Raw genomic sequence first — 14,004 nt, 5'->3', positions numbered from 1 at the left:
GCTCCTTCTGGGGAGAGAGACGGCTTCAGCCGCGTCGGGCGAGCAGCACGAGCGCCTCGTCCACGCTGAGCCGGTCCTCGCGGACGGCGTCCAGCAGGACGTCGAGGTCGCCCCGGCCCGCCGGGCGGAACGCGAGTTCGGGCGCCCGGGCCGGGGGCGCCTCGTGGCCGGAGGCTCCGGTGCGCACGGCGACGTAGGCGGCCATGGCTGCGAGATTGGGGTGTTCGTAGAGCAGGACGGACCGCTCCTTCATGCCGAAGGTGCGGTTGACGGTGGCGATGAACTCGGCGCCCACGACGGAGTCGACGCCCAGCACGTTGAACGGGGCCGTGGTGTCGATGTCCCAGGCGTCGCAGCACAGGATCGCCGCGAGCTGCTCGCGCAGCACCTCCGCGATCTGCTGCGCGGCGGACCCGGCGGTGGCCGCCGCCACGGGTTCCGCGGCGGGTTCCGCGGCGGGAGCGACCGGAGCCGCGGGAACGGCGGGAGCGATCGCAGCGACGGGCGCCATCGGAGCGGCGGGAGCATCGCTCTCGGCGCCGCCAACGCCCACGGGGAACGCGGGGGTTGCGGCCGGCCGGGCCTCTCCGCTGTTCATCGCCCGCTTGACCTCCCGTGCGAAGGACGCCGGAGTGGGGTAGTCGTACAGGTCGGTCGCCCGCACCCGCAGTCCGTACCGGCTGTTGACGACGGCCACGAACTCCACGACCAGCAGGGAGTCGAGCCCCAGGGTCCGGAAGGTCTGCTCGGGGTCGATCTTCTCCGCTTTGATCCGCAGGACGTCGCCGAGCACTCCGACGAGGTCGCTCAGCACGTCAGCAGGATGGTCGTTCGTCATCGATTGCTCCTCCAAGCCTTCAGTGGCACACGGTCCGGTATCGGTGGTCCGGCGCGCCGCCCACGGGGCAGGCCGGGAGTTCGGGCGCCGCCGCGTCGGGGCGGAACTCCTGCACCGCGCCCTCGGGGAGCAGCAGCGGCAGCAGCAGCGACCACAGCCCGGAGACCCTGCGCTGCAGCTCGGCGTAGGGCATCGCGGTGCAGGCCATCGCCTCGATCCCGCAGGCCGCCGCGGCGACCAGCGATTCGACGCTCTCCCAGGAGCCCTCGGCGCGCAGTTCGCCCGCGTCGCGGGCCTGCCTCAGCAGCCCGCAGACCGCCGCGAGCCAGACCTGGTGGAAGTCGGCGACCGCCTGGGGAAGCCCCGCGCACTCCCTGGTGAGGCGGAAGCTCGCCGGGATCGCCGGCTCCTCCCGCAGGGTGCGGGCCATCCAGTGCGTGGTGTCGACCAGTGTCCGGAGCGGGGAGAGCCCTGCGTCGAGCCGTTCGCGCACCGACTCGTCCAGCAGGGCGCATCCGCGCTGCTGGACCGCCTCGGCCAGTTCGTCCTTGGAGGCGAAGTGGAAGTACAGCGCCCCCTTGGTCACTCCGGCGAACGCGGCGATCCCTCCGAGGGTGGCGTTCGCGTAACCGTTGCGGTGGAACATCTCGGCCCCCGCGTGCACCAGCTTCCTGCGGGTCCGCTCCGACCTCTCCTGCACCGCGGTTCCTCCTCGGCGACCTGTGTCTGTCCGGTCGCGCGGCCGCACCTCCGGGCCGTCCGCGGCGTGCCGGATGGGGTGTGCGGGCATCTCAGCCCACGCGTACGAGTCGTTCGTTGCCGCTCTCCGCCACCCCCGCGGGGCTTTCGGGGCCCGCCATGAGGATGGAGCGCTGCAGCCTGCGCAGGGCGGCCGACGGCTCGAGCCCGAGCTCGCGCACGAGGACTCCGCGCAGCCGCTGGTAGACGTCGAGCGCCTCGCCCCGGCGGCCGGACCGGTGCAGGGCCAGCATGAACTGGCCGTGCAGGTTCTCGTGCGTGCGGTACCGGCTGGCCAGTACGGTCAGCTCGGCGAGCAGCTCGCGGTGGCGTCCGATCCGCAGGTCGGCCTCGATGCGCTGATCGAGCGCGCACAGCCGGGTCTCCTCCAGCCGACGGGTCTCCATGTCGAGCTGGATGCCGCCCTGCACGTCGGCGAAGGCCGGCCCCGACCACAGGGCCAGCGCCTCGCGCAGCAGCCGGGCCGCGCCCGGGAAGTCGCCCGCGTCCATGGCCCGGTAGCCCATGCCGGCGAGCCGGTCGAACTCGCGGACGTCGCTGGTACCGCCGCCGCTGTTGAGCAGGTAGCCGCCGGGCAGCGTGACGAGCACGTCCTTGGCCGTACGCCGCCCTTCCCCACCCTCGCCGCCTTCGCCGCCCTGACCCTGCTCCAGGGCCGTCGCGATGAGGGTCCGCAGCTGCAGCACGTAGGTCTGCAGCGTGGTGCGGGCGCTGCGCGGCGGCGTCCCCGCCCACAACTCCTCGATCAGGGCCGACACCGGGACGACCTGGTCTGCGTGCAGGGCCAGCAGTGCCAGCACCTGTCGCGGCTTGGGGGCGGTGGGCGTTACGGAGACTCCCTGCTCCCGCACCGCCAGTGTGCCCAGTACTTCGATGTCCACGCCGTACTCCCCTGTCCGTGGCTAAGGCTCCCTCAGTAAAAAACAGGACTGGCGGTTTGTCAATACAAAACCGACCGCGCTGTTTTTATTTGTTACCGCAGCTAACGAACCTACGAACCGGCCTCTGACCTGCATGAACGTACTGTCACCAGAGAAGGTCGGATCCTCTAGGCCCGCTCTTCATCCCCTCCAGAGCGGACCGATACGGATCAAAACAGACCACCCGGTCTTAGGCGCATGCGAAAGCCCCGGCCTCCGTTCGCATCACGGAAAACCGGGGCTCAGCGGCACCTACAGCAGGCGGGTCCCCTCGACGTCGAGGTCCGCGAGCAGGGCCGTCGGCACGACCGTCGGCAGCAGCAGCCGCCAGAACCGGCTGACGGTGGCGGCCGAGAGCCACTCCGCCTCCCGGCTCCCGAGCACCTCGAACCCCACAGTGGCGGCCACCACGGCGCTCCCCACATCGGAGGCCGTCACGTCCGGACGCAACTCGCCCTCGGCGTCGGCCTGTTTGAGCGTCTCCTCGACCCATCGCCGCCACCACTCGCGCAGATCGGCGTGGGGCGGGCGGGACGCCTCACCGCTCAGCTCGAACCCGGCCCGCAGCACCACGTCCCCGCGCAGCGCCTCGGCCAGCTGGTGGGTCACGTCGACCAGGAGCTGCATCCGGCTGGCCCCGAGCGGGAGCACGGCCTCGGTGACGGCCAGCAGCCGGGCCAGCGCCGCCTCCTCGACCGCGTCGGTCAGCGCGGCCTTGCTGATGAAGTGGTGGTGCAGCGCCCCGTTGCTCACCCCGGCCAGCGAACTGATCGACGTGAGTGACGCCACCGCGAACCCCTCCCGGTCGAAGATCTCGGCCGCGGATCGGATCAGGGTGTCCCGCGTACGCACCGCGCGTTCCTGTTTGACCATCAACTGCTCCGTAGTGCGAGGGTTGCCACACCTGCGAAGGCAGGCAGGCCGGGGAGGGTGGTTCACGGAGCGGGGCGGGGGAGCTGATCGCGATGGCACCCCGGCACCACCCTCACAGTCACACCAGGCCGCTCCCCCCACGACGCGGCCGACTCCATACCTTCACTGTAACAAACCGCTTGTGCGGTTTTTGCAAGTTTGGGCGGAGCAACCATGAGGTTCAGCCCCGGAGGAATGCCTGGCGGCCCCCGCAGGCCTGTGCGCGCACCACCCCCAGCTAAGGGAGCACCGCTCGGGTTTCACTCGAGCGGTGCTGGAGGTGGCCAAACGCACGAGAGCACCGCGACCCAGGGGTCACGGTGCTCTGGAATGTCGGGGAAACGGCTGCGGTCAGACCTCTTCCTGGGCGGCTTCAGCGGCGAGGCGCTCACTCTCGGCTCCGAGCTCCAAGGCCCGTTCGACGGAGATGACCAGGCTGTTCAGCACAGCGGGCACGGCGACGCTGGGCAGCAGGTGCTCGAAGAGCGAGACCACCCGGGCTTCCAGGTCATCTCGTCCCGAGAGCATCGAGGAGTAGATCTGCACCCCGGTCCAGGCCCCGGAAAAGAGCCAGGCGGTCTCGGCCGGCACCACGTGCGGCAGCAACTCGCCCTGATTGGCGGCCTCGGTGAACATCCACTCGGTCGCCTGGATCCACTCGGTGAGCGCTTTCGTCCCGAACTCCGCGCGCATGTCCTGTTCCAGGGACAGCCGGGCCACGGCACTGACCATCGGGTCGCGCCGCATCTGGTAAGCGAGCACCAAGCCGGTATCCACGAGCGACTGCAGCTTGCACGAGCTCGGAGGGATGGTGACACCCGCGAACTGCTGCTGGAGCACCCCCTCCGCAAGCGCCTGCTTGGAGGGGAAGTGGAAGTACAAGGCGCCCTTCGTGACGCCCGCCCTGGTCAGAACCTCGCCAATGGTGGCAGCTTCGTAGCCGCGCTCGTCGAACACGGCTGCCGCCGCATTCAAGATCGCGAGTTTGGTGCGGATCGCGCGCTCCTGTCGCGCCACGAGGCCTCCAGTTGGTTTAGCAGGGCTGATTTTTACAAGATGTCGACCTCCCCCAATAGAAACAAAACCAGGTAGTCCGTATTTTCACAAGCTGAGCGGCACACGCGTGCCGTTTTCGGTCATCTCGAACTGCACCTACCCACCACGAGAGTCCTGAAAAATGCCCCAGAACATCCTTATTTCCGGTGCCAGCGGGTTCATCGGAGGCCATGTGCTGCGAGCAGCACATTCACAAACGGATGCCCGGATTCGCGTGATGCGGCACCGAGCCGGCGTTGATGCGCCCTCAGACGACCGGATCCACTCCGTGTCCGGAGACCTGCGGGAACCCGCCTCCCTCAGAGCGCTGTGCCAGGGCATCGACGTGGTCATCCACTGCGCCTCGGCCGTGAGCGGGGACCCGCAGACCCTGCACACGGTGAACGACGAGGGCACGCGTGCCCTCGTCGGCGCTGCGCTCCAGCAGGGCGTGCGCCGCGTAGTCTATGTGAGCACTGCCTCCGTTTACGGGCGGGGCCCGTTCCGGGAGGCCCAGCCCCACGCCCTGCCGGTCCGACCCGGCTCACCGACCAGCCACACCCGCGCAGCCGCCGAACAGCACGTCCTGCGGGCAGGCGGCACGGTGCTGCGCCCCCACCTCGTCTACGGCACCGGCGACCACTGGGTGATCCCCGGCCTCGCCGGCCTGCTGCGGTACCTGCGCGCGGGAGTGGACTGCACGTCGGTGCATTCCGCGGTGGACGCCGGCGTCCTGGCGTCGGCAGCGGTCGCGGCCGCGCTCACCGACCGGGACATCGCCGGTGTGCACCATGCGAACCACCCGGTGCCCATCCCGGCCGCGACGCTGATGGACCTGGTGCGTGAACACCTGGACCTGCCTTCGGCCGGGACACTGAACGCCGACCAGGCCAGGGCCCGTGCGGCCCAGGCACCCCAGGCCCTCCACCACCTCGACATGCTGCTGGTGGACCACTGGTTCGCGAGCACCGACATCTGGCGCCTGCTGGACTGCGACCCGGGCCCCGCGCCTACAGAAGGCCTGCCGGCACATCTTCCCTGGTACCGGGCACTGCTGCGGCCTGATCCTGCTCCGCGCCGGTGAACGCAGCCCCTGCGTCCGGCCCGAGCAGCACGGGCAGTTCACGGTGTCCGTTGACGAGGAACGACTCGAGCGGGCGCAGCTGCTGTGCCGGGACGGCGAGGGAGAGGTCCGGGAAGCGCGCGAACAGCGCACTCAGGGCGATCTGCGCTTCCAGCCTGGCGAGAGGGGCACCGAGGCAGTAGTGCGTTCCGTGGCCGAACGCGAGGTGGTCGCGGCGGGTGGACCGGGTCACCTCGAAGCGGTCCGCGCCGTCCCCGTGCACGGCGGCGTCGCGGCCGGCGGCGATGAAGGAGATGACGATCGGCTCCCCCTTGCGGATCACGGTATCGCCGATCTCCAGGTCCTCGACGGCGTAGCGCAGGAGTACGTTCGCCCCCGGCGTCTCCACCCGCGCGGTCTCCTCCACCACGTCCTCCCAGGCAGCATCGCCGGACCGGACCAGGGCGAGCTCCCCCGGGTTGGCCAGCAGCAGGGCGACCGCGTTGTCGAGCAGGTTCACCATGGGCTCGTAACCCGCGGTGTAGAGCAGGATCAGGTTGTCCGCCAGCTCCTTCTCCGTCAGCTGGGTGCCGTCCTCGTCCCGCACCGCGATCAGGGCACTGGTCAGGTCGTCGCCCGGCTGGCTGCGCTTGAGGGCGATGAGGCCGCTCATCGTCATGTAGAGGTCCATCCCGTTCTGCTGCGCCTCCTCCAGCGATATGGCCGTGTCGAAGAAGCAGTTGATGATCTTGCGCAGCGAGGCGCGGAACTCCTCGGGAATGCCGAACAGTTCGTTGAGCACCTGGGCGGGCAGCTGCTGGGCGTACTCCTTCCGCAGATCGACCGGGCTGTCGGACGGAAGCTGCGCGAGCGCGTCGAGCAGATCCTGTGCGATCCGCTCGATTCGCGGACGCAACAGAGCGGTGCGCCGGGCCGTGAAAGCCGCGGCCACGAGCTTGCGCAGCCGGGCGTGGTCCGGTCCGTAGGCCGTGACCATGTTCTGGACCGAGACCCAGATGGCCAGGGGCCAGGTCTTCTCGATCTCGCCGTCGATCCAGGCGGGCCAGTGCTGGTGGGCGTCCCTCGAGACACGCGGGTCGGTCAGCAGTTCCTTGATCACTGCGCGGTCCGTCACCGCCCACGCCTCGACATCCCCGGGCAGGGTCACCCGGGCCACGGGGCCCTGCGCACGCAAGCGTGCGGCCTCCCCGTGGAGGTCCGTGCCCATGGGGTCGATCGCGTAGGGGCACTGCTGCTGACGAGGCATCGGAGTCTCCAGAAAGGCTGGGCCTGGGCTTGAGGACCGTGTAAGAATAAAACCGGCTCGCCGGTTTTTCAAGGTTCCGCACCGACCCCTGCCGGGAGTCGGGAGGCCCGGAAAACCCATAAGCGGAAGGGCTTCTACCACTTGCCCCTGCCCACGACCGGGAAGCTACCGCACTTTCCAGCCGTGGAGGATGGAAAAAAAACCGGTGCGTCTGTATCTTATGGCGCGGAACTCCTGAGCCATCCGACAACCCATCACACGACGGTGGAGATAGGCGGTGCGATCATGAGCCTCCTCTCGATCCAAGAGGCGGACTTCGGGATACCTTGGCAGGCGCGCAGACCCGCGATCCGTACCAGCGCTCATGCCATGCCGCGCCTGACCACGACGGTCCCGCGCGAGTACGTCCACCGCGCGAGCCACGCCGAGGTCTTCCTGACCGGCTGCGAGAGGCTCGACGAACACACCTTCGCCCTCACCGGCCAGTGGCCCCGCGCCCATACCTTCTTCATCAGCATGGATGGTTTCCACCACGACTCGATGCAGGCCGCGGAAACGCTTCGCCAGGTGGGACTGTTTCTCGCCCACGCCGAGCTGGGGGTCCCGCTGGGACACCACTTTCTGATCTGGGACATGAACGTCACCACCCACCCGGAGAACATGGGCATCGGGCACGGTCCCAGTGACCTGCGCCTGCGGGCGAGGTGCACCGACGTGGTTCGCAAAGGCAAGCGGCTCTCCGAGTTCCGCATGGAGATCAGCATCGAGCGCGACGGCCGGCTGTGTGCCGTAGGCGGCGGGCGGTTCGCCTGCATCTCCGACACGACCTACCGGCGGCTGCGGGGTGCGTTGGGGAGCACCACCCGGCGCTCGCGCCTCCAACCGCACGTCAAAGTCCTGCCGGCCACGGTGGGCAGGGCACTGCCCGGAGATGTGGTGCTCTCCCCCACCGATGAGACGGACCGCTGGCTGCTCGACCCGGATCCGCGGCATCCCATCCTGTTCGAACACGACGGGGACCACTTCCCGGGCATGGTGCTGCTCGAAGCTGCCCGCCAGGCTGCCGCGGCTCTGTGTTACCCGGCGTCCCTGACTCCGACCTCCATCTACACCGACTTCCAGCGGTACGCGGAGTTCGACACCCCTGTCTGGATCGAGGCGAGGCCCGTCCGTACGTGCGCCGCCGATGTACTGAGCGCGCAGATCACCGGCTGGCAGAACGACGAGACCGTCTTCACCGCTCTGATCTCCGGCCCGGTCAGCAGCCCGGAGCCGGAAGGCGCCCTGGTTTCCCACCTCCTGGGGTGAGCGCGTCCATGCCCTCCCCCTCGGGACGAACGCGAACGAGTGCGTACCGCACGCCTTCCCCGTTCACCGGTCTACGGCAGCAGCCCCCGCATCGCCGACGACATCGGGCCGCCCTCCGAGCGTTCCGTCTTGCGCCCCTTGCTGCCCGGGGCCAGGGTCCGCGCGTCCACGGCCTCCGCCGGCGCCCCCGTCGCGTACAGGCCGTCCGGGTCGGTGTCCCGGTCGTGCGGCAGGAGCCAGAACACCCGCCGCCGGAACGTGCCGGAGGAGCGGGACGGCTTGGCGCCGGGTCCCAGCAGCGCGTACCCGACCATCCGCCCGTCGCGGTGGTACGCGGGCCTGCCGCGCCGGGTCGGCAGCCGGTCCAGGCTCTGCCGGACGTAGTCGAGCCTGCTGATGTCCTCGAGCCAGACGAGGTCCACTTCGTGGACGATCTCGTCCTCGGCGATGAGGGCGCTCATGCTGTCTCCTCGTCCGCGAGCAGGCCGATGCCCGGGTAGTACTTGCGCTGGTTGGACAGGATCATTTCCTTGGGCGAGGCCAGTCCCACCACCTCGCGGACCCGTGCCGCGAAGGCCCGGGACGAGATCGCCGGGGCGCCCTCATTGTGACACCAGGCCCTGTAGGCCGCGTAGAGCGTGGCCTGTTCCGCCCGCAGATCGGGATCGAGCCGGCAGGCCTCCCCGATGAAACGCCCGGTGTGGTCCTCGGTCTCGGCGTACGCCGTCGTCGCGATGCGCACCCGCTCGGGACCCGTGAGGTCCTTGTCGCCGCCGAGGTAGCGGCGGGCGCCCTCGATGAGCCAGTTGAGGATGCCGGGGCCCTCCTGGGTGACGAGGACGTCCGCCAGGTTGTCGATCTTGCGGTCGTCGGAGACGACCCGCTCGAACGGGATCAGCCGCATGCGCCGCCAGAACGCGAAGCCGCCCGTGCCCACTTCGGGGCGGTGGTTGCCCAGCAGCCACAGCTTGTGCGTCGGCTCGAAGCTGAAGAAGTCCTGCCGCATCCGGCGGGCCTTGATCCGGTCGCCGCCGGTGAGCAGCTTGACCCGGGCCTCGTCGAAGCGGTCGCCCGGCTTGACCTCGCTGCACACGATCACCCGCCGGCCGTGCAGTTCGGCGAGGTCGGTCGGGTGCCCCTCGTACGGGCGGGCCATCAGGAACCCGGGCGGCGCCGCGTCCGCGTAGTCGCCGAGCAGCTTCATCAGCACGTCCAGCAGGACGGACTTGCCGTTCTTCCCGGACCCGAACAGGAACGGCATCACCTGCGCGCCGACGTCCCCGGTGACGGAGTAGCCGAGCAGCAGCTGCAGGAAGTCGATCATCTGCGCGCCCTCCGGCCCCTCACCGAAGGTGTCGGTCAGGAAGCGGTTCCAGCGCGGCGTGGGCATCGGCTGCGGGGCCGCCGACGTGGAGCGGGAGTGGAAATCGAGCGCGGGGTCGGAGGGGCGGATGTGACCGGTGCGCAGGTCCACGACACCGGCCGGTGTGCACAGCGCGTACGGGTCGGCGTCCAGCCGCGCCGCGTTGAGCACCATGCCCGGGGCGGACTTCGCCTGCGCGAGCATGGCGTTCATCCCGCTGGTGCTGAGCGCGCGGCGGCGGTGCTGCTGGAGCGCGGCCGGGGTGTACACGCCGCGGGGATCGGTGGTGGCGATGGACTCCGCCAGGTCGCCCGCGGCCCACACCGCGGTGTCGTCCTCGTCGATCTGCCAGCGGGTGCAGTCCCAGCGGAACCAGCCGATCCCGGGGACGTGCCGGTAGTCGTTGGAGTAGAGCTTGACGAACAGCTTGGCGTTGCCGCGGTCGGTGAGCGTGTCGGGCAGCAGTCCGTCCGCCGTCGCCTCGCCGCCGGAAACCGGAACACCGGACTCCGCGCCGGACACCACAGCGGACGCACCGGGCGTACCCAACTGACCCAACTGACCCGACTGGCCAGCCTCATCCGACGCACCTGACGCAGGCGGCACACCCGGCCCACCCGACACACCCGACACACCACCCGGCTCCCGGGGAGCCGGGACGGGCTGCGCGAGGATCTGCGCCGCGACCGCCTGGACGTCGAAGCCGGAGAGCACGCTCTCCTGGTCCGGGCTCATACCCGGCCTCCGGGGGCCAGCGGGCGCGCCAGCCCCGCGCGCAGGCCCCCGCGGATGATGGCCCCGCAGCGGCCCTCCTGCCCGGGCCGGGCGCCCTCGGCCGCTTCCCGCAGGGCCCGCGTGGCGGCGGCCTCGGTGAGGTGCCCGGAGGCGACCAGCCCGCCGGCCGTGTAGGCGGCGCGGTTCAACTTCTCGGAGAACGCCGCCCCTTCGGGTACGGCCGCGCACGCGGCGACCTCGGCGAGCACTCCCGCCAGGACCCGCTGCGCGACGCCCCCGCCCCCACCGGCCGCGAGGACCGCCTGCCGGGCGCGCGGCGGCACGGGCCGGGGCCCGGCGACCGCGGGCGCGGCCGCAGCCGCCGTCCCGCCAGCCGCCGTCCCGCCAGCCGCGGTCCCGCCAGCCGCCGTCCCGGAGGCCGAGGTCTCCGGCGCCAGGTGCCCGGTGCGCTCCAGTTCCCAGGCCAGCCAGTCCGGCAGCGGCGCGGGTTCGCGTACGGGTCCCACGGCGCGGTAGACGCCCGCGCGGGTCACGGTCCCCGGAGCCACGATGTAGCCGCCGTGGGCGCGTACGTCCACCTGCCAGGCCAGCGCCCGGCCGGTGCCCGAACCGGTGGAGCACTGCCACCGCCGCCCGCCGCCCCGGTACCAGACGTGCAGCCCGCCCGACGGCGTGCGCACGCGCAGCGTCGAGGCGTCGTCCGCCGGGCTGGTGGCCCCGCGCAGAGCGGCCAGCACGCCCAGGGTGTGAAAGCCGTTGGCCAGTCCGGTCAGGTCGATCCCGTCGGCGATCCCGATGCCGGGCAGCAGCCGGTCTCGGCCGGGCAGTTCCCGCTCGTGCGCGTCGACGTCGACGACCACCAGGTCCGCTGGACCGGTGGCCACGCCGACGCCCAGATCCGGCCGGGAACCCCACCACTGCCCGATCCGGGCCGCGTCGAGCGTGGCCGCGTGGAAGCCGTGGCACCAGCGGCCCGCCCGGAGGCATGCGCATCCCGTGCGGTCGTGTCCCGGCGCGCGGCAGGCATCGCAGTTGCCCACGGGCGTCTTGCGGCCCGCGGCGAGGGGGTGAACCGGCCACCCCTGCCGGGCACACCACATGGCAGTCGTCACAGGGAGCGCGGCGACGGGCGCAGTTCTCGTGCACTGCGCCGGGTCGCTGCGCGAATCCCGCAGCTCAGCTGCCATTCACATCCCCCATCAGCGACTGAAGCGACTCAACGCCCAAAATCAGTTTAGCGAAACCCCTGGGAGGCGCGGGGCATATGAGCCAGAACAGATGTACGCCTCCCCCGGGTGGGGCAGCGACCGGCCGACCCACCTCCCAGCGACCGTTTCTCCTTCGGTCGCTCGTCGGGCTCCTCACAGAACACCAGGTCACAGGCGTACGCAAGCAAGAACAGCGACTGAAGCGACTCAAGGTCCGTATATATGACGCACACACGCGCACACGCGCACGCGCAGGAATGTCTTCATATACCCGGACCTTGGGTCGCTTCAGTCGCTGAATACCCCATCAAACCCCTCTGACCTGCGGTTTCTTCAATCTTCCCGGAGCGACTCAGAGGGCCTTGAGTAGCTCGCTTCCAGTAGCTGCCGGCCCGTAGCGCCCTTCCGGGCGCCCCCGACCCCTCCTGGGCCGGGCCTCGAGCGAAGAGCGAGCCGCACCAGCCGACCCGCCCCTCCTCAGCCCCTGCCCAGCCCTTTCCAGCCCGCCCGCGGACCGCCTCACCCCGTCCGCGGACCGGCCTCACCCCGCCTGCGGGCCCGACTCCCCCGCCAGCAGCAGCTTCTTCTGCGGCTTGCCCATGGCATTGCGCGGCAGCGCCGCGACGAACCGCACCTCCCGCGGGCGCTTGTGCACGGACAGGTGCGCGGCCACGAACTCGATGAGCTCCTCGCCGGTCACCCCCTCGGCGACGACGAACGCGACGATGCGCTGGCCGAGGTCCGGGTCCGGGACGCCGACCACCGCCGCCTCGGTCACCTTGGGGTGGTCCAGCAGCGCGTTCTCGATCTCGCCCGCGCCGATCCGGTACCCGCCCGACTTGATCAGGTCGATGGAGGCCCGGCCCACGATCCGGTGCACGCCGTCGGCCTCGTCGACGGCCGCGATGTCGCCCGTACGGAACCAGCCGTCCTCGGTGTACGCGGCGGCCGTGGCCTCCGGGCGCCCCAGGTAGCCGGCGAACAACGTCGGCCCCGTGAGCTGGAGTTCCCCGATCTCGGCGCCCGGCTCGGCCGCGATCCGGGTCCGGATCCCGGGCAGCGGGGTGCCGACCGTGCCGGGGCGCACCTCCCCGCCCGCCCGGCCGCTGAGGGTGATCAGCGTCTCGGTCATCCCGTAGCGCTCCACGGGCCGCAGCCCGGTCAGCCGCTCCAGGTCCCGGAAGACGGGAGCGGGCAGGGCCGCGCTGCCCGAGACCAGCAGCCGGGCCCCGGACAGCGCGGCGGCGGCCTGCGGCGCCCCGGCGATACGGGACCACACGGTCGGCACCCCGAAGTACAGGCTGCCGCCCGCCTCCGCGTAGGCCTCGGGCGTGGGCCGCCCGGTGTGGACGAGGCGGCTGCCGGTGCGCAGGGCGCCGAGCACGCCGAGCACCAGCCCGTGCACGTGGAACAGCGGCAGCCCGTGCACCAGGGTGTCCTCGGCGGTCCACTGCCAGGCCCCGGCCAGCGCGTCCAGGTCGGCGGCGAGGGCCGCCCCGCTGAGCACGACGCCCTTGGGCGCGCCGGTGGTCCCGGAGGTGTAGAGGATCAGCGCGGGGTCCTCGGGCGCCGGCTCTTTGCCCGACCAGCCGGAGGAGCGCCGGGCGAAGTCCACGTCGACGAGGGCCGCCCCGGAGTCGCGCAGGATGTGCTCGCGTTCGGCGGGCCCGGCGTCGGGCGGCAGCGGGACGAGCGGCACCCCGGCGAGCAGTGCGCCGACCGCGGCCGCGACGGTCTCCAGGGAGGCCGTCGCGGTGACCGCGAACGCGGGGGCTCCGGCGACGTCGGCCGCGACCGCGCGGGCGGCGCCGAGCAGGTCCTCGTAGGAGGCGGAGCGGCCGGCGACGGTCACGGCGTCCGGCCGGTCCCCGTACACCCCGTCGAGCGCGGTCAGCATGGTGGGCATGGTCGGCTACTTCCCTTCGCACCTGGCCTGCACGGCCTGCACGCCGTGCCCAGCCTACGGCCGCCGATGCCCTTATGATCGGCGGGACTTGACCGTTCGACGACTGCTCGACAAGTGCTTCCACGAGCGTTTTCGACGACTGCGGGGAGACCGGAGTGGAAACGGCACGGTTCGCGTCCCTGATCGTCGCAACGCTCACGACGGGCCTCGTCAGCGGCCTGTTCTACGGGTTCTCGGTGGCCGTGATGCCGGGCCTGCGGCGTACCGGCGACCGGGCGGTCATCGAGGTGATGCAGCGCATCAACGCGGCCATCCTCAACGGCTGGTTCCTGCTCGGCTACGTCGGCTCCCTCGTGTTCACGGGGCTGGCGCTCGGCCTGTCCCTCCCGGCCGGCGCCCGCGACGTACTGCCCCCGGTGACCGGCGCGTTCGTCTGCTGCGTCCTGGCGATGGGCATCACGGCCCGGGTGAACATCCCGCTGAACAACGCCCTGGAGCAGGCCGGCCCGGTCGACCGGATCGCCGACCCGGCCGCCGTCCGCCGGGCCTTCGAGCAGCCGTGGGTACGGGCCAACGTGTGGCGGACGGTGCTGTCCACGGCGGCGCTGGCCTTCCTCGCCTGGGCGCTGGCCGTGCATGGCCAGAACACCTAGGGGCGTCCGTATATCGGAACGACGTACGCGCGGAGGA

At 71.1% G+C, this 14,004-nt stretch carries 13 protein-coding genes; 3 read left to right on the top strand and 10 right to left on the bottom strand.

Features of this window, described 5'->3' with window-relative positions; translation table 11 throughout:
- Window positions 1-25: 25 nt before the first annotated feature.
- From ACZ6I1_RS29860 to ACZ6I1_RS29840, 5 genes are all read right to left on the bottom strand, one after another.
- On the bottom strand, window positions 26-838 hold the full coding sequence (locus ACZ6I1_RS29860) for a phosphopantetheine-binding protein (protein WP_469292009.1): 813 nt from the start codon (window positions 836-838) through the stop codon (window positions 26-28).
- Window positions 839-857: 19 nt separating this feature from the next.
- Window positions 858-1,538, bottom strand: a complete 681-nt coding sequence (locus tag ACZ6I1_RS29855) for a ScbR family autoregulator-binding transcription factor (protein ID WP_469292008.1) — start codon at window positions 1,536-1,538, stop codon at window positions 858-860.
- A gap of 91 nt (window positions 1,539-1,629) precedes the next feature.
- The gene (locus tag ACZ6I1_RS29850) at window positions 1,630-2,478 is read right to left on the bottom strand and encodes an AfsR/SARP family transcriptional regulator (RefSeq protein ID WP_469292007.1); all 849 of its coding nucleotides are present in this window, start codon (window positions 2,476-2,478) and stop codon (window positions 1,630-1,632) included.
- A gap of 291 nt (window positions 2,479-2,769) precedes the next feature.
- Window positions 2,770-3,390 (bottom strand): ScbR family autoregulator-binding transcription factor, encoded by a 621-nt coding sequence (locus ACZ6I1_RS29845; RefSeq protein WP_469292006.1) that lies wholly within the window; start codon window positions 3,388-3,390, stop codon window positions 2,770-2,772.
- Between the two features lie 390 nt (window positions 3,391-3,780).
- Entirely contained in the window at window positions 3,781-4,446 is a 666-nt protein-coding gene (locus ACZ6I1_RS29840) for a ScbR family autoregulator-binding transcription factor (protein ID WP_469292005.1), read from the bottom strand.
- Between the two features lie 160 nt (window positions 4,447-4,606).
- Between ACZ6I1_RS29840 and ACZ6I1_RS29835 the strand changes: the two genes are divergently transcribed.
- Window positions 4,607-5,548: an NAD-dependent epimerase/dehydratase family protein gene (locus ACZ6I1_RS29835; protein ID WP_469292004.1), complete on the top strand. Its 942-nt coding sequence runs from the start codon at window positions 4,607-4,609 to the stop codon at window positions 5,546-5,548.
- Here ACZ6I1_RS29835 and ACZ6I1_RS29830 read toward each other — a convergent pair.
- The gene (locus ACZ6I1_RS29830) at window positions 5,475-6,794 is read right to left on the bottom strand and encodes a cytochrome P450 family protein (RefSeq protein WP_469292003.1); all 1,320 of its coding nucleotides are present in this window, start codon (window positions 6,792-6,794) and stop codon (window positions 5,475-5,477) included. The genes ACZ6I1_RS29835 and ACZ6I1_RS29830 overlap by 74 nt on opposite strands.
- A 183-nt stretch (window positions 6,795-6,977) precedes the next feature.
- Between ACZ6I1_RS29830 and ACZ6I1_RS29825 the strand changes: the two genes are divergently transcribed.
- A complete protein-coding gene (locus ACZ6I1_RS29825; protein WP_469292002.1) occupies window positions 6,978-8,102 on the top strand; it encodes a ScbA/BarX family gamma-butyrolactone biosynthesis protein in 1,125 nt (374 codons plus the stop codon).
- Between the two features lie 71 nt (window positions 8,103-8,173).
- On the opposite strand, the gene ACZ6I1_RS29820 is transcribed toward ACZ6I1_RS29825, so the two are convergent.
- The 4 genes from ACZ6I1_RS29820 to ACZ6I1_RS29805 all read right to left on the bottom strand — a co-directional run bounded on the left by ACZ6I1_RS29820 (window position 8,174) and on the right by ACZ6I1_RS29805 (window position 13,305).
- A complete protein-coding gene (locus ACZ6I1_RS29820; RefSeq protein ID WP_446594693.1) occupies window positions 8,174-8,563 on the bottom strand; it encodes a DUF6009 family protein in 390 nt (129 codons plus the stop codon).
- Entirely contained in the window at window positions 8,560-10,200 is a 1,641-nt protein-coding gene (locus tag ACZ6I1_RS29815) for a DNA primase family protein (protein WP_469292001.1), read from the bottom strand. Before ACZ6I1_RS29815 ends, ACZ6I1_RS29820 begins: the two co-directional genes overlap by 4 nt.
- Window positions 10,197-11,300: a bifunctional DNA primase/polymerase gene (locus ACZ6I1_RS29810; protein ID WP_469292031.1), complete on the bottom strand. Its 1,104-nt coding sequence runs from the start codon at window positions 11,298-11,300 to the stop codon at window positions 10,197-10,199. The genes ACZ6I1_RS29815 and ACZ6I1_RS29810 overlap by 4 nt, the downstream gene beginning before the upstream one ends.
- 649 nt (window positions 11,301-11,949) lie before the next feature.
- Window positions 11,950-13,305: an AMP-binding protein gene (locus tag ACZ6I1_RS29805; RefSeq protein WP_469292030.1), complete on the bottom strand. Its 1,356-nt coding sequence runs from the start codon at window positions 13,303-13,305 to the stop codon at window positions 11,950-11,952.
- 164 nt (window positions 13,306-13,469) lie between these two features.
- Here ACZ6I1_RS29805 and ACZ6I1_RS29800 point away from each other — a divergent pair, with 164 nt between their 5' ends.
- Window positions 13,470-13,967, top strand: a complete 498-nt coding sequence (locus ACZ6I1_RS29800; protein WP_469292000.1) for an anthrone oxygenase family protein — start codon at window positions 13,470-13,472, stop codon at window positions 13,965-13,967.
- Window positions 13,968-14,004 lie beyond the last annotated feature (37 nt).

The organism is Streptomyces sp. NPDC046303, from assembly GCF_055588085.1.
The sequence above is the reverse complement of the archived record's forward strand: the minus strand, read 5'-3'. Positions and strand labels throughout refer to the sequence as shown.